Source organism: Streptomyces sp. NPDC004658 (assembly GCF_040609555.1).
GTDB lineage: Bacteria > Actinomycetota > Actinomycetes > Streptomycetales > Streptomycetaceae > Streptomyces.
The window spans coordinates 1-21,763 of sequence record NZ_JBEXKG010000105.1 but is presented as its reverse complement, the minus strand read 5'-3'; the positions used below and the strand labels follow the sequence as shown (position 1 = coordinate 21,763).

Genomic DNA, 21,763 nt, shown 5'->3' with positions numbered 1-21,763 from the left:
ACGCTGACGCATCAACAAGGTAACAGCCGCCAACTGCCACAAGGGGGCAGGTATGTCAAGCATCCGAGACGCACACGGGCACAGCAAAACGAGGGCCGACTCCGCGGACGCCTGGGCTGTCATTGATCTGGTCAATCGACTCAACCGGGCCGTTGATGAATGGGACATGGACGTTCTCGTCGGTTCCTTCACCGAGGACGGAGTCCTCCACCATCCGCGGGGCACGGTCCAGGGACACGAACAGCTCAAGCGCTTCTACGACGATCACCGTCCGTTGACGGCCGGGGTACGCCGGGCATGCCTCAACCATGTCGTCGACCGGAACGACGACGGCACCCTGACGGTCACCAGCAACTGTCTGGCGTTCCGAGTCGCCGAACCGGACGCCGCCACGGCAGTCGGACCGGAGCCTGTGACCGTGAACAGGAACGGTCTCCCGGTCATCTACCTGTACAGCATCTGGCGCGACCTGTGCCGCAAAGATCCGCTCAAAGGGTGGCGAATCCAGGAGAAGTGGGTGGCGAGCATTATCGTGAACGCAGAGGCAAGTCCACACTGACTTCAGCGTCCTGCATCCGTCGCCGGTCGACCACGGGCCGGGCCGTGCCGCAGGGCGGGCACCAGCCGTCCCTGAACCCCGCCCCCGGACGCGGCCGGTCGACGCCGGCTCGCCGCAGTACGTGCAGCGGGCGGCGCCGTGGCATCCTCATCCCCCGCCCGACGCCCTTCCCGCGCGTCACGAACACGTGAGCAACTTCCATGGAGCCCGCACGAAGTCGCGCCGGCACCAACCGTCGGCCATCGGTAACGACACGTCTCTATGAGGTCAGAGGGTCAACAAGCACTGGCCCTTGAGGTGACCGAGCCGTGGTGTCCGTGTCAGGATGGCGAACTGAGCGTGGGCGATGTGTGGGCTTTGCAGCCCGCAACGGCCGGATGACCGCCGGCGAGGACCGCGGTTTCCCGGCCGAGGCCCACACGCGAGCAGTCGGCAACGCCCCGGCCTGCACGGTGACCGCTCCGAGCCCTACGCGGCGACGTACCCTGCCGCCCAGGTCCGCGCGGTGGTCGGTGCCTCGAACGCCTTGCGCCGCCGCCCTCCGCCTAAGCGGCCGGGACCGGCGTGGGCAAAGCTCGGCGCCCACGATCTTGCCGGCCCATGGGCTGACCGACGTCCTACGGCCTGGATGATGTCCGGCACACGCACGGTCAGGCTTGCGCCGTGCTCGGTCTCGCCGCGCGACTCGTGCGAACGGGGCGGCGCCACGGTGACGTCGGATGCGCGTCAGCGCCGGACTGATTAGGCTCGTCGCGTGGTCCGCCCGGCCGCCGGGCGCCCTCCCGGCCAGTACGGGACCGGCGCCGGCACTCCGGCGGCAACAGACAGACACAGGAAGCCCGGTGGCTCTCGCGGACCGGACCCGATGACGGGACCCGGCGCGGCCTGCGGGACGCGCCACGGATTCCGGCACGGCCTGGGGACGAGGTGCCGCACGGGCTCGGCGAGGAAAGCGACCATGGATTGGCGTCATCACGCGGCGTGCCGCACACACGACCCTGAACTCTTCTTCCCTGTCGGCGATGCCGGGCCGGCCCTCCTGCAGATCGAGAAGGCCAAGGCGGTTTGCGAGGGCTGCCCCGTCATCGAGCGGTGTCTGGCGTGGGGTCGGGACACCGGCATGGAGTTCGGCGTATGGGGCGGCCTCAGCGAGAGCGAGCACCGCGCTCTCAGGCGCCGTCGAGCCCTCGCCGGCATCCGCCGTGATCGGCGATGGGCGAACGGGGCCGAACCCCTGCGGGACTGACCGGTGGACTCTGCCGCGCACCGCGCCGCGCACGAGGTCGAAAGCGCTGCCTTCGGACCCCGACCGTACGGCTGGACCACCTCGCGAAAGGATCGTCCGGGGTGTGGCGCGGCCTCAGGTGGCGGGATCGCCCCGCCACCTGAGGCCGCACACCGCCACACGCGTTCCGGGCGGCCCCGGCGTGTTCCTCAAGCTCTGACGGCCTACCGTGAGGCATGCCGCGAGAAAGCGCAGCGCGGCGGGGGCGCTCCTCCCTCGTCGGCATTCGTACCCGCCCGCAGGCCGCGCCAGACGGCGATGGGGGATCAGTACGGCCCCGAACCGGCCGCGCCGGCCCGGCAGGCCTCCTGCTCCAGTACGTACTCGACGGACCGGACGAGGAGCGTTTTGACGGACTCGCGGCGGCGGGCGTCACAGTGGAATACGGGCACATGGGGGTCGAGGTCGAGGGCCCGGCGCACGGTGCCGGCGTCGTAGGGACGTGCGCCGTCGAAGGTGTTGACGGCGACCACGAACGGCAGCCCACGCTGTTCGAAGTAGTCGATGGCGGCGAAGGAGGCAGCGAGTCGGCGGGTGTCCGCCAGCACGACCGCGCACAGCGCCCCGGCGACCAGTTCGTCCCACATGAACCAGAAGCGGTCCTGTCCAGGCGTGCCGAACAGGAAGAGGTCGAGTCCTCTTCGGAGGGCGATCCTGCCGAAGTCCATGGCGACGGTGGTCGACGTCTTGGCGTCGACACCGGCCGTATCGTCTACGCCGATGCTCGACCGCGTGAGGTTTTCCTCGGTGTGGAACGGGACGATCTCGCTTATCGCGGAGACCAGGGTGGTCTTACCGGTGCCGAAACCCCCCGCTATGAGAATCTTGACCCCTTGCGGCAAGGGCTCGTCGGCGGCCGGGTTGGCGGGGACCGGACGGCTGTTCGTGAAGATGGTGTATTCGGGCATGTGCGTACTCTCCAAGGCGGAATGCGCCGAGGCCCCTGGCGCGGACAGCTGGTCACAGGGCGCGCAGGCCGTCCAGTACTTCCTGGATGACCGGGATGTCGGGACGACCGTCGGCGTGCAGGGGCCGACTGATCTGGATCGCGTCCATGTCAAGCAGGTCACCCAGCAGTATCCGCACCACACCGAGCGGAAGACGCATGCGCGCCGTGAGTTCGCTGACGGACTGGGGGTGCTGGCAAAGGGTCAGGAGCCGGCCGTGCTCCGGCTCCACGCCGTCCCAGGCGTGCAGGGACTGCACCACGGCGACGACGTAGGTGACGAGGTCGAAGGTGCCGCGATGGGCAAGCGTGCGTCCGCGCACCAGCGTGTACGGCCGTACGAGAGCTACCGCCTCGCCGTTCGACCAGGACTCGGGCACGACGTCAGTCGGCCGCGGACGGGGCGGGCGGGCGGGAGCCGACGGCAAGATGCTGTCCGACCCGGCCGACCAGGCGGGCCATCTCGAACGCCACCAGCCCGATGTCGGCGCCCTCTGGGGTGAGGACGGCCAGGCAGGCGTTCTCGCCGGCGGCACACACGAAGAGATACCCGTGCTCCATCTCGACGACGGTTTGGAGTACCGCGCCGCCGCCGAAGTGACGGCCCGTGCCTTTGGCCAGGCTGTGGAAGCCGGAGGCGACGGCCGACAGCTGCTGGGCCGGATCACGGCCGAGCCCGTCCGACGATGCGAGGAGCAGGCCGTCGGTGGAGAGCACGATCGCGTGACCGACCTGCGGCACGCGCCGGACCATGTCGTTGAGCAGCCAGTTCAGGTCGGTGGTCCGGTCCGGGCCAGATGCGGACGTCATCGGTCGGTTCCCCTCTTGGGTGCGTCATGCTGATGGTGTGCGGGCAGAGCGGTGCGGGAAAGCGGTGGCAGGCCGCCACTGTCCGGCCACGGGTCCCGCCCTTCCCGACGGCCCCGTGCCAGGCCTGTCTGCAGGGCGCTCATGAGCGAGCGCACCCGCTCGGGACGGCCGGGCGCCGGGGTGCCGATGCCGTCGTCGTCGTGACCAGACCAGGGCGGCTGGTGCACTTCGTCGACGTAACCGGTGTCTCCCCACGGATGGTCGGCACCGGTGCCGGGAGCCTGGTTCGCGGTGGTGCCGCTCCAGTCGACCGGCACCGTGCTCGGCCCGGCGCCATGGCGTAGCTGCGGGGCGAGGCTGGCCCGTCGTACACGCCTGGGCAGGCCATCCACGGTCTGCGGATCCACAGTCCCGTCACCGTGCGGTGGCCTGGAGCCGGGTGGTGGCGCTGTCCCGTGCGGCGACTGGTGGGCACCCGCGTGGTGGCCGGAGCGGTCCGCACCCGGAGCACCCTGGTAATGGCCGTCGTACGGGTGCGGGTACGCGTACGGGGCGGTGACGACCGGTTCCTGTCGGGACAGGGCGAAGAGGCCGTCGGCCCGGTCGGGGACACCCGGCGGAACGGGTGCTGCGGCCGGTGACGTGGATGCGCGGGGGGGGGCTCCGGCGCACCCTCGGCCACACCATTGCCGGGTGCGACGGTCCGCGCTGCGGGACGAACCCGGTGCACGTCCGCTTCCGCCCGGCCATGTGCCGCGACCGTGCCGCTCGCCGCTGTCGAAGACGCCTGCGTGATGCGTTCGTGCGGAGTGCTGCGGTCCTGGCCCGGGATCGGCGGCCCGAAGCGGTGCACAGCCATCGGCACGATGTCCGGACCGTCGGCCGTGGCCTCCTGTAGGAGGTCGGCGGGCAGTCGTACGATCGCGGTGACCCCGCCGTACGGCGAGTCGCGCAGGACGACACCGATGCCGTGCCGCCGCGCCAGTCTGCCGGCCGTCACCAGCCCGAGCCGGGTGCTGTCGAGACGACTGAGATCGGTGGGCTCGCTGAGCAGGATGTTGGCGTCATGCAGGTGCTCGGCGTCCATCCCCAGACCCCGGTCGTCGATCTCGACAACGAGGCCGCCCGCTCCAAGGCTCACGCCGACGCGTACCTGGGTGTGCTCGGGAGAAACGTTCTGTGCGTTCTCGATGAGTTCGGCGAGCAGGTGGACGACGTCCGCGACCGCGTGCCCGGCCACCCCCACGTCGGGCACCGGCAGTACGGTGACCCGCCGGTAGCGTCCGTCTCGGCGATGGCGCCTCGCACCACGTCGACGACGGAGACGGGGTTGCGCCATACGCGCCCGGGCGCGCCACCGGACACGATGATCAGCCCTTCCTCGTAGCGGCGCAGCCGGGTCGACATCTGGTCCAGCCGGAAAAGCTCGCTCAGGCGCCTCGTGTCCTCCTCATGACGCTCCATCGATTAAGCAGCCCGAGCTGGCGCTGCACCAGCGCCTGGCTACGGCGGGCGAGGTTGACGAACACATCGCTGATGCTGCTGTGCAGCCGTACGTCCTCTGCGGCGAGGTCCACAGCGGTGACCTGGAGGGCGAAGAAGGCGTCACCGAGCCGGGCCATCTCGTGGTGGACGAAGGCCAGCCGGGTCATGTCGGCCGTCACGTCGACCTGTTCACCCCGGCGCAGCCGACCTACGACGTTGCGCAGCTGGTCTTCGGTCAGGTTGCGGGCTGAGTCGCGCAGGCGGGCGACGTCGCCGACGAGTGAGCGGCCGAGCCGTACGGAGAGTACCACCGACACGATGAGGGCGACCAAGCCAAAGACGCCGGCGGCGACGAGCCGCCACAGTGCCCGTTGAGCGGGGGCCCGGTGAGGGTGAAGACGACGGAGATGTCGTCCAGGGCCAGCTTGTTGGACCGCTCCCACTGTGTGTCGTAGGCCTTGCGCCATTCCTCAATGGGGAAGGGGAGCCGGGTGGCCCGGGGGCCGGCCGCCGCGAGTTTCCGTTCCAGCGCGGCCACCCGCGCCAGTGGCTGTCCCGGGGCGGCCAGCCGCTCGAGGGTGCCCGCTGTTCGGACGGATACCGGCTCAGGGCAAGGGCGTCGAACTGGTCGGCGGCTCCCGCGTCCCGCACGATCACGGCGTACGTCGCGGGGTCCAGCCGCTGTGTGCCGGCGCTCGCCGAGACGAGCGCGTCGGCCTGGGACAGCAGATCGCTGGCCAGGGTGTGGGTGTACAGGGCCTGTCCGAAGCGCTGGGCCTCGCTGTCGGGCAGGATCGTCATCGCGTCGAAGGCCTCGGCGATGGCCGCGTTGATCCGCGTATAGGCGTCCAGCACCGCGTCCGGGGCGGCCGTGCGGGTGTCGACGTGCCGGCGCAGCTTACCGAGACCGTCCAGCCGGCGCTCCGCCGCGGCGACGGTGCGGTGCACTCGGGGGCTCTCCGCGCCGCGGACCGCGTCGTCGTCCGCCTGCCTCAGGAAGGCTAGGACCGCGGTGTCGGTGGCGGAGCGGCTGCTGACCAGGTCCTTTGCGGACTCTGACGGAGGGCGAGCCGTCCGGGGGGAGGAGAGGTACACCAGACTGGTCCGGCGCTCGCGCTGGAGTCCGATGTACACCTCTCCCAGGGGCCGAGCCAAGTGGTTGCCGATGGTGTCGACGTGGCGGAGGGTCAGGGCGTCGCCCAGGGACAGGTACGCGGCGTACGTCCACAGGACGGTGAGGGAGAGCAAAGGGAGCAGCAGCAGTGCGGTGATCCTGCTGCGAATGTTCCATCGGGGGGATCTCAATGTGACTGCCGTATCTGCTCACGCGGCGGACCTGCAGCAAGTCCGCCGACGACACTGTGCCGCGGGGGCCTTTTGCACACCGTCCGCACGTGCTGATTTCTACCGAAACCGAAGATCACTCTCGGCCATGCCTGCCCGTCGGTTCCATGGAATGTGCCCGTACGTCACGTGGTGTGTGCACTGTCTGCGCGGGTCAGCGACGCAGAGGTGACGACACACCGACACACAGGTCCTGTGTGTCGGCGCGTCGGGTTCGCGATGGCCGAGGCCGGGTCGGGCGTGCCGGAGAGCGCACATTCCATGGCGACGACCCACGCGCCGGTACCGGCGCGGTGATCGCATCTGCGCCTACTTGTCGGCGGCCGTGGCGGCGTCCAGCCGCTGCGACACGAATGCCTGGCGGCGGCGGGTGAACCGGGGGCGAGGTAGCGGAAACGAGCGTCGGCCGGAGCCGTCGCAGGTGTACGGCATATCTGCGCAACTGCTCGAACGCGACTTGGAGTTGCACTTGCCCGGCCTTCGGTCCGTGGCCGATGGTGGGCTGGCTCCGCACCGCCCCACCGGCCCCGACGCAGTGGTCGGCCGATCCCCCGTCACCGTGAGAGACCCTCGCAGAAGGGCGCTGCATGTCATCACGCCATTTCAGAGCACCGGCCGCGGTGGTCGCCTCGCTGCTGCTCGCGACGGCCACGCCGAGCGTCGCGCGGGCCGCCGTAGTGGACGACGCCCCGCACTCAGGGGCCCCGGCCGCTGCCCCGGCCGCGCACTCCGTCAGACTCGACAACGGGTCCGTCGTGCGGTGGTCCGCCGACGGCACCGGCACTCTGACCACGAAGGACGGCACCACGCGCGCGTTCCCGGTGCCGGTCACCGCCGGCCGCAGCGGGCTGGGGGAGGCCATCACCCCCTCCGCCTCCCTGCTGCGGCGCCGCGCCGACAACGCCGCGCTGACCGCGTACCAGGTCGGGACCCGCGCGGACGCGTCCATGGTGCGGCCCGAGGCCATGAACACCGGTGCCGTGCACCTGCCCGACCGTGTCCGGGAGGCCGTCGACGCGTCCGCCCGGGGTGTCGCGCGGCGCTCGGCGGCAGCGGCCGGGATGCCCTCCAACGAAGGTCTGACCACGTCCTTCCAGTCGTACCTGAACGCGGGCGGGGTCAACGCCGTCGGTGCGTTCCAGGACGCCGACACCTACACGCACGCCCTGCCCGGCGCCGGGCAGATCATCACGAACGTCTCCATCGGCGACCTCACCGACCAGTCCATGGCGGACGCCGGCGACGACTACGTACGGCAGTACGGGCCCACCACCGTGCTGCGGGACGGCCGGCGCTACCTCGACTACCCGTCGCTGCCGCTGATCCCCACCTACGTCAGCGACGACAGGGGCCGGCTCGACCCGGCCGGATCCACCGAGGGCCAGGACCCCAATCTCGGCGAAGTCCTGCTCGACTTCTCGATGATGGCGCCCCTGCCGCACGACCGGCAGCGCCCGGAGGCCACCGGCAGCGGTGCCACCGATCTGCTCGGCATCGCGCCCGGCGCCCAGTACCGCCTGGTCGTGCCCCAGGAACCTTCCGCCCCGGGCATCGCCGCCGCGCTACGGGCCGCCGCGGCCCAGAAGCCCCGCCCCACCGTCATCACCGCGAGCCTCGGCTTTGGCACCGACGGCACCCTCGGCTTTCCCTCGCGCTGGCTGGAGGACGACCCGGAGATCCGGGACACCCTGCGCGGCATCGTGGACTCCGGCATCGTCGTGGTCGTCTCCTCCAACGACGGCACCCGTCTCGGACTGCCGGTCTCCGTCGGTCCCGACGGCGGCAGCACCCCCACCGAGCGCACCGCGGACGCCCGCCGCGAGACCGCCATCGACGACGTGGCCGCGACCACGACGCCCTCCCGGGCGCGCGACACCGGGGTCATAGCCGCCGGTGGCAGCACCACCGACGACACCCTCACCTCCGGTGACGTGCGCACCGCCGCCTACCCGACCACCCGCTACAACGGCTCGGCCGGCTACTCCTCCGGCTTCGGCAGCCGCGTCGATCTGGCCGCCCCCGGCGACAACCTGCCCTGCCTCATCCACACCGCCGACGGCACGGGTGTGGTCCTCAACGGCGGCACTTCCGCCTCGGCCCCGATGATCGCCGCCGCCGCTGCGGACGTCCTCGCCGCGGCCGAGGCCACCGGACAGAAGCTGACGCCACGCCAGGTGCGCAGGCTCCTGGTGAGCACCGGCCGCCCGCTCGCCCAGCCCCCGCAGGCCGACCGGAGCCTGCGCATGGGGCCGCGGCTGGACGTCACGGCGGCGGTGGAGAAGGTCCTCGCCCGGCGGCACCCCTTGGCTCCGGCCGCGAGCCGGCTCTCCGTCGCCCAGCGGCAGGTGTTGTCCGTCACGCCCACCACCGCCTTCGTCGAGGCCACCGACCCGGCCGCCATCGACCTGGCGGGCCCGCGCGATGACGACGGCGACGGCTCCGGCCAGAACACCGTCTCCCCGATCACCTTCGGCCTCGACCTCACCGGCGCCCGGCCTGGCCTCACCTACCGGCTGCGCGTGGCGGGTGGCCGGACCATCCCGGCCGACGGCCCCAGCCTGCGCCTGCTGCCGGGCGAGTTGCTGGCCGCAGCCGGGCTGCCGCTCGCCGCGACCGGCCCCCGTAGTGTCGAGGTCACCTTCGAGGCGGTGGACCACGGCAAGGTCGTGGCCTCGGCCGGCCGGCGGGTGACGTTCACGGCCGCCGACGGCACCTACAGCCAGCCGCAGGCCCCGACCGCCCCCGGCACCGCCGTCCTCGGCCGGCCCGTCACCGTCCACTACGACCTGACGGGGCTGCGCGACACCACCGACCCCGAGCTGGTGCTCTCCTCCGTCGGCCACTGGACGCCGTTCACCACCACGGACAAGTTCCGGGCCGCCTGGCGCACCCCGCTCACCGCCGCCAAGGGTTCCGTCACGATCCCCGCCTCCGCCTTCGCCCCGGGCGGCGCCGGGCTGTACGGCGTCGGCATAGCCCTGCACGGCGGAGGCGTCTACGGCGACTTCCGCGCCCTGCGCGTGGCACCGGGCACCGGGCAGCGGCCCGAGGCGCCCCTGCTGGGCCACGGCGCGGCCACCGGGCACTCCGTGAGCCTCACGCGGGCCGATCGCCGGCTGACGCTGTCCTGGGACGCGGGCGGGGTGCGCGGTGCCGACGGTGCCGCCGTCGAGTTCCTCACGCCGGCGCCCACCCTGTACGGCGCGCTCAATACCACCACCAACCAGAACGGCAGCGGCCGCGACGACAACGGGGTCGACCACGCCTCGACGCTGCTGCGCCCGCTGCCGTCGGCGAAGGGACGCACCACGCTGGATCTGACGGCGCTCGGTCTGCCCACCGGGCTCCAGTACCCGGTGCGCGTCCTGGCCACCCGGCACGGCACACCCGTCGGGGAGGCGTCACCGACGTCCTTCGTGGAGTACCTGGACGGCGACACCGTCCCGCGCACCCTGGAGAACTTCGAAGTCACCGGCGACACCGCGCTGCTGGCCACGGACACCTTCGCCGACGGCCGCCACACCGGGGCCGACACCACGGCCTACTCGCTGGCCGACGGCCGCCTCGGCGGTTCCGTGTCGCACGAGACGGGCACGGGGATGATGCAGGTGGTGGTCGGCGCGGACGCCACGACGGGGCACACCCTCGTCGCGCACCACCCGTTCGCCGGCGGCGCCCTGCCCGAGGTGGACCTGCGCGACACCGCGACCGGTGAGCGGGTGCGGCTGAGCACCCTGGATCCCGATGCCGGCACCACCTCCGTGTACTACCAGGGAGGTGTCGTGGACCCAGCGCGTCACCGGGCCGTCGTCGTCACGTACAACGCCGTCACCGGGGTGGACCGGCTCTGGACGGTCGACATGGCGACCGGCGCGGTGTCCGCGCCCGTGCCGGTCAACGCGTCGAGTCCGGGCCGAGCCTTCAGCAACGTCTCGGTGGACGCCTTGACCGGTGTCTTCTTCGTGGCGACGAGCGGCACGATGGGTCCGTGCCTGTCCGGCCGGGTGCCGTACGCGGCGGTCCGCTTCGACGCGGGCACCCACACCGTCTCGCCGCTGGCGAACATGCCCCTGTGCACGGCCGGTCTGCTGCCCGACGGCAAGGGCGGGAAGGTGTACGTCGCCGCCGGGCCGACCACGCCCGACTACAGCAGCGGCGCCTTCCCGACCAGTACCTGGCGCACCGCCGACCAGGGCGACCTGTCCACCGGCGGCGCCGCCGACCTCGGGACGCGCGGTGTGCACTGGCCCGTCCTCGACACCCTGCACCACGTGGCCGTCGTCGCCCACCTGTACGAGGCGGCCACCAGCGGCGACAACAACGCCCTCAGCGAGGTCACGGTCGTGAACCCCGACACCGGCGAGGTGCTCGCCCGGCATCCCGTGGCGAACATCGTCAACTCCACCCTCGCCGTGTCGAACTTCGAGTCCACGTCCCGCCGGGGTCTGTTCCTGGATCCCGGGACCCGCACGGCCTACCTGGTCAATCCCTGGGCCAACGGGCTGGAGCGGATTCGGTACTGACACATCCCCGTCGGCCGGCGGCTCCCTGTGACAAGGGGCCGCCGGCACCGGGACGTCACCGGCGTTCAGCGTCCGTCGCCTCGAGGAAGACGGGATTGGTCAGGGCTGCCATCGGACCGAACAGCAAGGCGTCGCCCATGGTGTTGCCCTGCCCGGGACTCCCGTCCGCCATCGGGTGCCGGACCTCGGCACGTACGTACGAGGCGAGAGAAGCGGTCGTCCGCCACACCACCGTGCCGGAGCCGGACGCGTCCACCGACTCCTGGTGCATTTGGCCCTCGTCAGTGATGAACCTGACCGTCCCATGAGGCACGCCCCGCACATCGAGACGGACGTCCACCGGTGCGTCGGCGGGCACGCTCAGCGTCTCACCGATGCCGGCCTGCCTGCCGTGCCCGGTGACGGTGAAGGCGAGTTCGACCGAAGCGGACTCCGCGATGTAGCTGCGGCCCGCACGGATGCCGTCCATGATCGAGTCGGTGGCCAGGTCGTCCGCCCGGACGACGTTGTGCGGCAGACCGATGACCTGCGGCTCGCTGTGCGCGTCGCTGTTGCCCATGGCCGGCAGCCAGCGCTTGCCCGTACGGACCGCCTCGCCGAGCTTCTGGTCCCAGGTGCTGACCGCGTGCTCGTCGTCGTAGGTCCAGGGGCCGGTCCATACCTCGGTGGCGTCGGCGTCGTCGAATCCGAACTTCCACTGGCAGGCAACGTAGGCGCAGTACATGTGCGCGGGGACGACGAGGCCGCCGCCCCGGCGCACCTGGCGGGCGAAGCGGCCGAACGCGTCGTCGCGCGAGCGGTAGCGCCAGTCGACCCACTCGCCGGGCGGCAGGCCGAGCGCCAGCCAGTGTCCGTTGCGGGTGGTGACCTCCTCGCCGGTGATGACGAGCAGGTCCGGTCCGGCGTACTGACCCCACACCCCATGCGAGGCCGGGGTGTTGTGGTCGGTGGAGACGATGAAGTCCAGCCCGGCGGCACGGGCGCCGGCCGCAACCTCGGCCGGCAGGCGCTTGCCGTCGGAGTGGACGGTGTGCAGGTGGCAGTCGCCGCGGTACCAGGCACGGCCGCGCCCCTTGGCCCGCCGCGGCGGGTAGGTGTTGACGTGGGCGGGGCCGGGCTCGCCGTAGGTGAGCGTCACCTGGACGCGGTAGTTCATGCCCTGCGGGGCCACCTGGTACGGCCCGAGGACAACGTGCCAGGTGCCGGGGTTAACCGGGCCGGGCAGGTATCCGGGCGTGGCGTCACTGTTGCTGATCTCGAAAGAGGTGCGGAAGCCGCCCGACCAGCCACGGAAGCCACGGCCGCCGAGCGCGGTGCCGCGCTCGTCGAAGATGCCGATGTCGCAGGAATTGCCGGGCGTTCCGGCCGGGACGGCCGGCTTGTCGTAGGCGTACGAGACAGCGATCTTCTGTACGCCTTCGGGAACCTGCACGGGCAGGTAGACGAAGTCCGCGGTCCCGGTCTCCAGAAACCCGGTGATGACGCTCGTCACCTCGTCACTCGCCGGCCGGGTGGTACCGGCCGGCCCGTCGGCGGCGTGTGCGAAGGAGACCGGGTCGAGGGTCAGGGCGGCGGCACCGGCCAGTCCCGCTGTGAGCAAGCTGCGTCGGCCCGGTCCGCCGTCCGGCGTGCCACGGGCCGCGTCCGGGGTGAGGGGGTGCGTGTGGTGCTCGCAGTATCCGTCAAGGCACATGGTTATCCTCGGCAAGGTCGACAAGTAAGGAACGGGGAGATGTGCATGGTGAATGCACTTAGGCGTTCAGACCCTGATGCGCCGTGGTGGACAGGCGGTGATCCGGCGTTGAAGACCGCGCGGCACGTGGGTTGCGGCCTGTCTCCTGCCGCAGTTGCCCTGTCGTCCGGCGCGTCACCCGCCACCGGCAGACTCCCATGCACGACATCGTCGCTAAGTCCCGAGGACGCAGGAGCAGGCATACGGCGCAGTGCGCTTGAACACCCGGGTGCAGTCGGCCGGCCACTTGGCGGGAGGACAGTCGCGGCCTATCCATTGCCCGCGGCAGCGAAAGTCACGCAGGACGACGTGCAGACCGGCCCGCACGGCACTCGGGCAGGTCACGTCCGACCTCGGCGCGGCTGGAAGACGAGGCGATACCCGATCCCACGACGGATTTCGCTGGTCTGACGACCCTGCTTCTGGGACCGACGGTGCAGCGCCAGAAGGTCGTGGGGCCATGCGCGTTGGCTCAGCCTGACGACCGGAACCGCTGCCACTATGGTGGCTGGGAAGACCGTCGATCTCCCGCCTGCGAACTGGCCGCCGCGCTGCGGCCGGCGTCATGAGCCGTGCGCTACAGCAAAGTAAGAAGGAGACGGCAGGGCCCGCGCGCTCGTCCGCGCCCTGACCGCCGCACCCCTTTGCGCCGGACCGCATGACATCGCGTTCACATGCCCGGCCCTCTGTGACGCAAGTGCTTCGCCCGCCACCTACGCGGCCGCCCGGTGTGCGCCCGCCCGGGCGGGAACTGCGTACCCATCGTCACCGACGATGCCCTGCCCCGGGACAGCGCGAACGGTCCGTCCGCTGGAGATCAGCGAGTCCGACGTGCCGGAGCAGGCGCACATGACGGCGAGTCAGGCACTGCCTTGTGGCCGGTGCGATGCGGCCGGCGAAGCAGTGGGCAGTCCTGCGGTGGCCACGGGCACGGACGTACCGGGTGGCCGGCTGGACCGCTTCCTGTCTGGTGGGGCGGCCCGTGGGTACCGGCGGACTTCGTCGCGCTGCACGAATACGGGCCCGAACGACACCGGCGGCCCACCAGCTGAGGTCCCGTTGGCGGCGATCCACCGCCGGCATCATAAGCCGATCCGGCTCACCGAGTAGCCGCTGATCGACTTCTCCCGGGGCATCCTGTTTCTCCTTCCCGGGCGATAGGCAGCCTCCGTCACCACGCTGGCCGAGGAGCTCGACCCTGCTCTGTGTCCAGCGCCGCGAACCGCTCGGTGGGTGATCTGCCTCACAGGCGCAGTCAGATGACTGATGCCCGAAATGTCGCTGCATGTGAACTTTGACACATGGAGACCATTACCCGCTCCCAGCCGACCGCCGCGAACATGGAGGGTATCGAAATGACTACCGAACGTCTCTGGCTCGTCGGCCTCGGGTTCCGCACGGAACGCGGCCGCCTGGTGCACCACTACTACGTCATCCCCCATGCCGCCGACGCCGAGCTGGCCCGCTCCGCGGCGCTGCGGAAAGCGGACACGCCGCGTGAACGTGCCGTGCGGGGCGGCCGGGAACTCGACGAGGAAACGGCGGAACTGCGCCTGGTGACCGTCGATCCGCTGGGTGTACTCCACCTTTCCGCTCCGCTCCGGTGACACTTCCGGCACGACGAGCAGTCGTCCTCCCCCTCCTATGACTGGTCAGCGTGCCCAGCGTCCCTCCTGCGGGCACCGTGTCCGGCTACGCCACATTGAGCATCTGCGCCCCTACGGACGGCCACCGTGACGCGGACCGCAGCGGCCGGAAGGGCCCCCTTGGGCGGCCCGCCTGCCACAGCGACTGCCTGCTGTCCGGCCTGCTGGGCGGTCCGATCGTCAGCCCAGCGCCTTGAGCCGGACACCCTCCACTTGTCGAGGAGCGTGTCGGAAGCGCTGCTGGCGGGGCAGGCTGCGTGATCCGCACAGCTGGCGTCCGCCGGGTATGGGTACGGTGCCTTGTCCGGCCTGGTACGCGCGCGCAGGCGGCTCGCCGGAGCCTTCGCGGTCGCACCCGGGCGGCTATCTGCCAGGCAGGGCCGAAGGCGGCCGCCATGGCCCGCTGGCGGATTCGTAGGGCATTCCCCATACCTCCCTGATGCATCCCTGTGTCCGTTCCTGGTGCTGCCTCCATGGCTGGCCGGCCACGGCACAGGAGAAGGTGGACGAAGATCCGAGCCTGATGTCACAGGGACGGCGCCGACGCCGCCCCGGCCGCTATGCCGTGCGAGTCGGTTCGGAGCCGTTGTCCGGTCCCCCTCGGAGTGCGCTCGATGAGTTATGACGTCCACGATCACAGCCCCGCCATGACGGCCCCCGGCGATGCCCCCCGCGTGCAAAGCAACCGCAGACAGTGGTGGGTACTGAGCGTCATCGCCCTGGCCCAGCTGATGGTGGTGCTGGACGCCACCATCGTGAACATCGCGCTGCCGTCGGCCCAGAAGGACCTCGGTTTCGGCGACGGCGACCGGCAGTGGGTGGTCACCGCTTACGCCCTCGCCTTCGGCAGCCTGCTCCTGCTCGGCGGCCGGCTGGCCGACCTGATCGGCCGCAAGGCGGTCTTCCTGGCCGGTGTGGTCGGCTTCGCCGCCTCCTCCGCGCTGGCCGGCGCCGCCCAGGACTTCACCGTGCTGATCGTCGGCCGCACGCTCCAGGGCCTGTTCGGCGCCCTGCTGGCGCCGGCCGCCCTGGCACTCCTCAACATCACCTTCGCCGGTACGCGGCACCGCGCCAAGGCGTTCGGTGTCTACGGCGCCATCGCCGGCGCGGGTGGCGGCATCGGGCTGCTGCTGGGCGGTGTACTGACCGAGCACCTCAGCTGGCGCTGGACCCTCTACGTCAACCTGGTCTTCGCCGTGCTCGCCGTGGTCGGAGGCAGTGTCTTCCTGCGCGGGGGCCGCCCGGCCGACCGGCCCGCCCTCGACATACCCGGCGCGCTCCTGGCGTCGGGCGGGCTGTTCTCGCTGGTCTACGGCTTCTCCAACGCCGAGAGCCACCACTGGTCCTCCCCGCTGACCTGGGGCTTCCTGGCAGCCGCCGGGGTCCTGCTGGCCGCCTTCGCCGCCTGGCAGGGCAGGGCGGCACACCCGCTGCTCCCGCTGCGAGTGCTGGCCGACCGGGACCGCGCGGCCTCCTTCAGCGTGGTGGCGGTCTGCGGTGCCGGACTGTTCGGCGTGTTCCTGTTCCTGACCTACTACTTGCAGACGTCTCTCGGGTTCGACCCGGTGAAGACCGGTCTCGCCTTCCTGCCGATGATCGGCACGCTGATGGTCGCGGCACAGGTCTCCACGATCGTGCTGGTGCCCCGCCTCGGCCCCAAGTACGTGATCCCGGCCGGTGCCCTCATCGCGGCATTCGCCCTGACCAGGTTCACCGGGCTGGGCCTGAACAGCACCTATACCGCCGACATCCTGCCCTGGCTGATGGTGATGGGCCTGGGCATCGGTCTGGTCCTGCCGCCCGCCGTGAGCCTGGCGACCAGCGGCCTCGTTCCCGAGGACACCGGTGTCGGTTCCGCCACCGTCAACACCATGCAGCAGATCGGCGGCGCCATCGGCACCGCTCTGCTGAACACCCTGGCCACCAGCGCGGCGACCGCCTACGCGCGCGGCAGGCAGCCCACGCCACAGGTCCTGGCCGAGGCGCAGCTGCACAGCTACGCCACCGCCTACTGGTGGTCGGCCGGCTTCTTCCTCGCGGGAGCCGTCATCAGCATCCTCCTGTACCGGGGGACCCGGGCCGACCGCGGGTGACCACAGCACACGAGCCAAAGTCACGCAGACATTCAGCAAGGAACACCGAGCGGCTCCGACTGGTCAACGAGGCCGTCGACAAGCCCGAGAACCTTGTACGCGACGCCGAGGCGTTGAGCGCGCTGCACGAGTGGATCGGCGTGTCCGACGTGGGGCTGTGCACCGTCAGCTCCATCCATTACAAGGCATCGCCGGGCAGATACCGGCCTACGAGTGCGCCATCACCGCCGAGGGCGACAGCCTGGTCATCTGGGCCAAGGTGGGGGCGAGCTGCTGCTCGGCCACTTCACCGCGCAGCCCCCGGTGCCCGTCCCGGACGGTGTGGACCGGCTCGGCTCCCCGGACCACCTGCGAGCCGCTCGGCGACGTCGAACGCGTCTGGCACCAGCACGCCCGGCGGCTGGCCGGCGCGGCCCTGCTGGAGGCCGCCGACCGTACGGCCGACGCCCAGGCCCGGGCCCTGCTGTACGCCCTGCACCGGCTGTTCGCCCTGCGGAGCATCGCACCGCACACGAGCGACCTGCTGCTGACCGACCGGCTGCGCCCCGAGGAGGCCGTCGCGCTGCCCGACGCCGCGGACGAGATCGTCGGGGAACTGGTCCCCGCCGCTTTCACGCTCGTCGCCGGCTTCGGCATCGCCGAGGAGGTGCTGAACGGCCACCCGATCGCGGCACGCCACACGGGAGACCTGCCGTACTGACTCCGGCGACGCGCGCCGCCCCGTCAGCGGTCCAGCGTCCGCGCCCAGTGCTCAGCGCCCGGCGCTCAGGCGGCGAAACCGATGTTGGTGACGTACTCGTACTGGCCCCACTCGGATCCGAGGTCCACCACCGCGTCGTAGATCCAGGCGTCGTCCAGCGCCTGCGCGTCACCCGCCGCCCAGGCCGCGACGATACGGTCCCAGCGGCGGACGTTGAGCGTGCGGTAGGAGACCACCCGCTGGCGGGGGCGGAGGACCTGGGACTGGTTGAGCGGGTGGAACTCCACGCGGGTGCCGCGGCCCTCGCGGTTGAGGCGCGCCAGCAGGTAGCGGGAGACGTTCTGGCGGCGGACCGTACGGTACGCCGTCTCGATCCGCTCCAGGTTCCTCTTCGAGGGATTGCGTTCGCCCCGCAGCCAGGCCCTGAGCGTGCGGTCGGTCACGGTCAGACCGGCCGCACGGGCCGCCTGGCGGGACTGGTCGCTGCGGGTGAGGTAGCGCAGGCGGGCGAGCAGGCCGCGCCGGGCCGTGATCGGGGTGGCGACGAAACCGGCCAGCGCGTCCAGCTGCCGGGCGACGGCCTCGTACCCCTTGATGCCACGCGCCCCGTACGCACCGAAGTTGAGCGTCCTCTCCGGCATCTGCCTCTCTCCTGCCGCCTCTCGACCCGCTACGACCTCACCTACGCGTCACGCTACACGTCCTCGCCGACCGCCACGGGAGTGCCGACGGTGTACACGTCCTTCACCTTCACCTCGCTGACCCCGCGCCCCTCGGGGAACACCGCACGCCAGTCGCCGATCACGTGGAGTTCGTCGGTGCCCATCGCGCGGACGACCATCAGCCCCTCGTCGTAGGCGCGGTGCGCCTTCCACCACAGGTTCGCGAAGGCCTGCGAGCGGATCAGGTGCATCCAGTCGGTGCGGTACAGCTCCCGGTTGTAGTTCGACTCCCCCATCGTGGAGACGAACTTGGAGTACATGGCCTTGACGTACTCCAGTGTCACGTCGTCGTCCTGGGCGATCGCGCGGTCCCGGGCGTCCTTCAGGGCCACGCGGAACTTCTCCAGCAGGCCCTCCGTGGCGCCGGAGGTCCAGGACTCGTGGATCTCCGGCGGGTCGCACAGGCCGTACTTCGGTCCCGACAGGCGCAGCAGCAGGCGCAGGGTCGGCTCGGTCACCCAGAGCGGGCCCGGCTCGTCGCGGCTGCCGATGGGGTTGGGCAGGTAGGCGTCGTGCTCCCAGGCCGGCGGGGTGATCAGGTGGACGCCGGCGCGGCGGCGGTCGTGCTGGTCGCCGGTGGAGTGCTCCAGCTGCCCGAGCGGCAGATGCGTCTTGAGCGCGGACAGGTAGGCGCCGTTGACGTCGAGCGCGGTGACCTCGTGGGCGCCGGGCGGCAGTTCGGCGCGCGTCCACTTGGGGCGGGCCTCCCAGATCTGGTCCGGGCCCCGGGAGGACTGCTTGCGCAGGACGTCGGGCAGCCAGGGGTGCGCGACGACGTCGTACCGGCCGCCCTTGCGGGTCTGGTCCAGCAGTGCCATCGCGTCCGGGATGGCCCGCCGGACCAGCGCGGCGGTGGCCGCCTCGACGTCGCCGCCGTGCTCGTCGAGGGCGGCCGTCACGGCGGCGGCGATCAGGTCGGGGTCGTCGGCGGTCTTGAGCCGGCGGCCGGCGGGGACGACCTTGACGCCGCCGCCTGTCCGCGGGCGGGGACGTGCGGCGGCGGGCGCGGACGACGGCTCCCCGGCCGGCCGCGCGCGGTGGGTCGCGGGTGCGCGCTCGGGTGTGCCGCACTGCGCGGGGTCCAGGTGCTGGGGGAATCCGGCGACCTGGTGACGGGCGGGTTGTCCGCACAGGACGCAGGGCTGGGGGGCGGGGAGGGTTCCGCCGTCGTCGCCGTCGCCGTCGTCGTCCCGGGCGGGGTGCCGGTCGGTCACTGCCTCGGCCGGCGGGGTCTCCTCCGGCGTCCCGGCCGGGGCCGTCGCCAGCTTCGCGCGCGCACCGTTCAGGAAGTACGCGTACTTCTCCCGGACTTCGCCGCTCGGGTCGCGTCCGGACTCCCAGCCCGCGACCGTGGACGGGCTGACCTCCAGGGCCCGCGCGAGCTGGGTCCGGGAGAGGTTCAGTCCCTCGCGCAGGGCACGCCGTTCCCCGGCGGACGGCAGCGGGACCTCCTGCCTGGCGCCGGCGAGCAGGGCGTCGATCGCGTCGAAGTCCGTCATCGGGTTCCCCCGTCCGGTACGGCCGCGGGGCGGGCGGTGGTGACACGGCCGCCGGGGAGACGGCGGCGCGCGGCGGGCAGCGCCTCGACGGCGCGGGTGGGCCCGGCGAGGAGGTCGAGGACGTCCAGGCCGTAGTGCGCGGCGACCGCGTCGCAGTCGGCCAGGCTCCATGCCGCGCTGCCGGACTGACGGCGACTCACCTGCGCCTGGCTCACCGCGAGAGCGGCGGCGAGGTCGGTCTGCGATTCGCCGGTCGCGTGCAGGAGCGCGGCGATCGCAGACCGAACACGCTCGGCCAGGTTGATACTCACGAAGAAAGTTTAGCTCAAGTAGCGCATGTGCCATGTGGAATTCGCATGGCGATCGCGTTGCTCGACACTGCTGATCACTGTATGTGTCATGGCACGGGCAAACCCGGTATCTGACGGAACAGCGGGACGGCCCGCGTGCGTCCACGGCACGTACAAGCCGTGCGCAGCCCGTCCCGCGGGATGTCAGGGCCGGCAGCCCCGTAGGATGGACTCGATCACATCCTCAAGACCGAGTTCCGTCAGTTCGGCCGGCACCAGGCCGCTGACCGCCAGGCGGGCATAACCGTGGAGCGCTGCGAACACCGGAAGAGCGACGCGTTCCGGCGCCCCGGTCCGCACCTCGCCCCCGCTCTGTCCGTCTGCGACGAGAGCTACCAGCTGCCCGGGCAAGCGCCGGGCGACCTCGCACAGCTCGGGCGACGTCCGTTCTCCCGTGTACGCCTGGCACATCAGGTCGAACAGCGCGCGGTTGGCCAGCGCGAATCGAAGGTACGCACGGGCCGCAGCCACAAGTCGTTCGGCAAAGGTCACGCCCGCACCCCTTCGGGCGTCCTCGGTCGCCGCGGCGAGCCTTTCGAATCCTTTTAGCGCCACGGTGTCTAGCAGGGCCTGCTTGTTCTTGAAGTGCCGACTCGGCGCAGCGGGGCTGACACCGATGTCGCGGGCGATGGCCCGCAGCGACAGTTCGTACGCTCCCTTCTCGCGGAGCATCTTCTCAGCGTGAGCGAGCAGCTCAGCGGGCAGGTCCCCATGATGATAGGGCCGACTTCTCATCTCATCAGCTTAACCGTCATTAAACCAATGTGATATTAGCGCCCGCCGAATAGCCCTCACTACCCCTCTCACCTGGCGAGCATGGCACCTTTAGGAGTGACTCAGGTCCCGCTGTCCCAGTCAGGTTCCGGCACCACTTGTTTTTCCTCGGCGAAGTGGCAGGCCGAGGCGTGCGCGGCAGGGCCGGCCGTGTGGCGGAGGGAAGCCGGTATCGCCAGCGTCGGGTCTTCATGCGCGCAGCGTTGCTGTGCTTTCCAGCAGCGGGTGCGGAAGCGGCAGCCGGAGGGGATGTTGGTGGGTGAGGGGACGTCGCCGGTGAGGATGATGCGTTCGCGGTGTTCGCGGGCGTCGGGGTCGGGGACGGGGACGGCGCTGAGCAGGGCCTGGGTGTAGGGGTGGGTGGGGTGGTCGTAGATCTCGGTGTCGCTGCCGGTCTCGACGATGCGGCCGAGGTACATGACGGCGATGCGGTCGGAGATGTGGCGGACGACGGAGAGGTCGTGGGCGATGAAGAGGTAGGAGAGGTGGAAGTCGCTCTGGAGGCGGTGGAGGAGGTTGATGACCTGGGCCTGGACGGAGACGTCGAGGGCGGAGACGGGTTCGTCGGCGACGATGATCTCGGGGCGCAGGGCGAGTGCGCGTGCGATGCCGATGCGTTGGCGCTGGCCGCCGGAGAACTGGTGGGGGTAGCGGTTGATGTGTTCGGGGTTGAGGCCGACGACGTCGAGGAGTTCCTGGACGCGGTGGCGGCGGTCGCTTTTGGGTGCGGCTTCGGGGTGGATGTCGTAGGGCTCGCCGATGATGTCGCCGACGGTCATGCGGGGGTTGAGGGAGGTGTAGGGGTCCTGGAAGACCATCTGGATGTTGCGGCGGACGGCTTTGAGGGCCTTGCCGGACAGACGCGTGATGTCCTCGCCCTTGTAGCGGATGGTGCCGGCCGTCGGTTTCTCCAGGTTGACCAGCATCTTGGCGAGGGTCGACTTGCCGCAGCCCGATTCGCCGACGATGCCGAGGGTCTCGCCTGGCGCGAGGGTGAAGTCGACCCCGTCGACGGCCTTGACCGCTCCGGTTGTTCTCTTGAACAGCACGCCGCTGGTGAGGGGGTAGTGCTTGGCCAGGCCGGTCACGTGGAGGATCGGTTCAGGCATCGTGGTCATCGAGGCACTCCCTCCAGAAGTGGCAGGCGCTGCCGCGTTCGTCGGAGACCTGGTGGAGCGGGGGGTCGTCGGTGCGGCAGATGTCCCTGGCCAGGGGGCAGCGGGGGTGGAAGGAGCAGCCTGGGGGGATGTGTGTCAGGTTGGGGGGCAGGCCCTTGATGGCGTACAGCTGCCGGC

General features: G+C 71.0%; 18 protein-coding genes and 1 pseudogene. 6 read left to right on the top strand and 13 right to left on the bottom strand.

All coding sequences use genetic code 11. From position 1 onward, the window contains the following. Positions 1 to 52 precede the first annotated feature (52 nt). Both ABZV94_RS28540 and ABZV94_RS28535 read left to right on the top strand, forming a co-directional pair. Positions 53 to 559 (top strand): nuclear transport factor 2 family protein, encoded by a 507-nt coding sequence (locus ABZV94_RS28540; protein ID WP_356345261.1) that lies wholly within the window; start codon positions 53 to 55, stop codon positions 557 to 559. A gap of 958 nt (positions 560 to 1,517) precedes the next feature. Beyond that, positions 1,518 to 1,805, top strand: a complete 288-nt coding sequence (locus tag ABZV94_RS28535; RefSeq protein ID WP_356345258.1) for a WhiB family transcriptional regulator — start codon at positions 1,518 to 1,520, stop codon at positions 1,803 to 1,805. 305 nt (positions 1,806 to 2,110) lie between these two features. Here the strand turns inward: ABZV94_RS28535 and ABZV94_RS28530 are convergent, their stop codons facing one another. From ABZV94_RS28530 to ABZV94_RS28505, 6 genes and pseudogenes are all read right to left on the bottom strand, one after another. Then, a complete protein-coding gene (locus ABZV94_RS28530) occupies positions 2,111 to 2,752 on the bottom strand; it encodes an ATP/GTP-binding protein (RefSeq protein WP_356345256.1) in 642 nt (213 codons plus the stop codon). A 52-nt stretch (positions 2,753 to 2,804) separates the two neighbouring features. Continuing rightward, positions 2,805 to 3,170: a DUF742 domain-containing protein gene (locus ABZV94_RS28525; protein WP_356345254.1), complete on the bottom strand. Its 366-nt coding sequence runs from the start codon at positions 3,168 to 3,170 to the stop codon at positions 2,805 to 2,807. A gap of 4 nt (positions 3,171 to 3,174) precedes the next feature. Next, complete coding sequence (locus ABZV94_RS28520; protein ID WP_356345251.1) at positions 3,175 to 3,600, bottom strand: roadblock/LC7 domain-containing protein; 426 nt, start codon at positions 3,598 to 3,600, stop codon at positions 3,175 to 3,177. A 139-nt stretch (positions 3,601 to 3,739) separates the two neighbouring features. After that, entirely contained in the window at positions 3,740 to 4,792 is a 1,053-nt protein-coding gene (locus ABZV94_RS28515) for an ATP-binding protein (RefSeq protein WP_356345279.1), read from the bottom strand. 238 nt (positions 4,793 to 5,030) lie between these two features. Then, positions 5,031 to 5,402: a hypothetical protein gene (locus tag ABZV94_RS28510; protein ID WP_356345281.1), complete on the bottom strand. Its 372-nt coding sequence runs from the start codon at positions 5,400 to 5,402 to the stop codon at positions 5,031 to 5,033. A 277-nt stretch (positions 5,403 to 5,679) separates the two neighbouring features. Then, positions 5,680 to 6,219: pseudogene (locus ABZV94_RS28505) on the bottom strand (nitrate- and nitrite sensing domain-containing protein); the annotation flags it as partial. Between the two features lie 797 nt (positions 6,220 to 7,016). Between ABZV94_RS28505 and ABZV94_RS28500 the strand changes: the two are divergent. Next, complete coding sequence (locus ABZV94_RS28500) at positions 7,017 to 10,952, top strand: S8 family serine peptidase (RefSeq protein WP_356345250.1); 3,936 nt, start codon at positions 7,017 to 7,019, stop codon at positions 10,950 to 10,952. A 55-nt stretch (positions 10,953 to 11,007) separates the two neighbouring features. Here the strand turns inward: ABZV94_RS28500 and ABZV94_RS28495 are convergent, their stop codons facing one another. Beyond that, entirely contained in the window at positions 11,008 to 12,645 is a 1,638-nt protein-coding gene (locus tag ABZV94_RS28495; protein WP_356345247.1) for a CehA/McbA family metallohydrolase, read from the bottom strand. 1,340 nt (positions 12,646 to 13,985) lie between these two features. Between ABZV94_RS28495 and ABZV94_RS28490 the strand changes: the two genes are divergently transcribed. From ABZV94_RS28490 to ABZV94_RS28480, 3 genes are all read left to right on the top strand, one after another. Then, positions 13,986 to 14,291 carry a hypothetical protein gene (locus tag ABZV94_RS28490; RefSeq protein ID WP_356345244.1) on the top strand — a complete coding sequence of 102 codons (306 nt, stop codon included), beginning with the start codon at positions 13,986 to 13,988 and terminating at the stop codon, positions 14,289 to 14,291. Between the two features lie 770 nt (positions 14,292 to 15,061). Further along, complete coding sequence (locus ABZV94_RS28485; protein ID WP_356345276.1) at positions 15,062 to 16,423, top strand: MFS transporter; 1,362 nt, start codon at positions 15,062 to 15,064, stop codon at positions 16,421 to 16,423. Between the two features lie 157 nt (positions 16,424 to 16,580). Further along, entirely contained in the window at positions 16,581 to 17,123 is a 543-nt protein-coding gene (locus tag ABZV94_RS28480) for an acyl-CoA dehydrogenase (protein ID WP_356345242.1), read from the top strand. 65 nt (positions 17,124 to 17,188) lie between these two features. Here ABZV94_RS28480 and ABZV94_RS28475 read toward each other — a convergent pair whose 3' ends face one another. The 6 genes from ABZV94_RS28475 to ABZV94_RS28450 form a co-directional block, all read right to left on the bottom strand. Beyond that, positions 17,189 to 17,764, bottom strand: a complete 576-nt coding sequence (locus ABZV94_RS28475) for a helix-turn-helix domain-containing protein (RefSeq protein ID WP_356345239.1) — start codon at positions 17,762 to 17,764, stop codon at positions 17,189 to 17,191. Between the two features lie 53 nt (positions 17,765 to 17,817). Next, a complete protein-coding gene (locus ABZV94_RS28470) occupies positions 17,818 to 19,344 on the bottom strand; it encodes a helix-turn-helix domain-containing protein (protein ID WP_356345237.1) in 1,527 nt (508 codons plus the stop codon). Then, positions 19,341 to 19,655, bottom strand: a complete 315-nt coding sequence (locus ABZV94_RS28465; RefSeq protein ID WP_356345234.1) for a helix-turn-helix domain-containing protein — start codon at positions 19,653 to 19,655, stop codon at positions 19,341 to 19,343. Before ABZV94_RS28465 ends, ABZV94_RS28470 begins: the two co-directional genes overlap by 4 nt. A gap of 183 nt (positions 19,656 to 19,838) precedes the next feature. After that, positions 19,839 to 20,429 carry a TetR/AcrR family transcriptional regulator gene (locus ABZV94_RS28460; protein ID WP_356345231.1) on the bottom strand — a complete coding sequence of 197 codons (591 nt, stop codon included), beginning with the start codon at positions 20,427 to 20,429 and terminating at the stop codon, positions 19,839 to 19,841. A 101-nt stretch (positions 20,430 to 20,530) separates the two neighbouring features. After that, positions 20,531 to 21,577, bottom strand: coding sequence for a dipeptide ABC transporter ATP-binding protein (locus ABZV94_RS28455; protein WP_356345274.1), 1,047 nt, complete (start codon positions 21,575 to 21,577; stop codon positions 20,531 to 20,533). Further along, the coding region (locus tag ABZV94_RS28450) for an oligopeptide/dipeptide ABC transporter ATP-binding protein (protein WP_356345228.1) at positions 21,570 to 21,763 on the bottom strand (194 nt) is incomplete at its 5' end. The genes ABZV94_RS28450 and ABZV94_RS28455, both read right to left, overlap by 8 nt.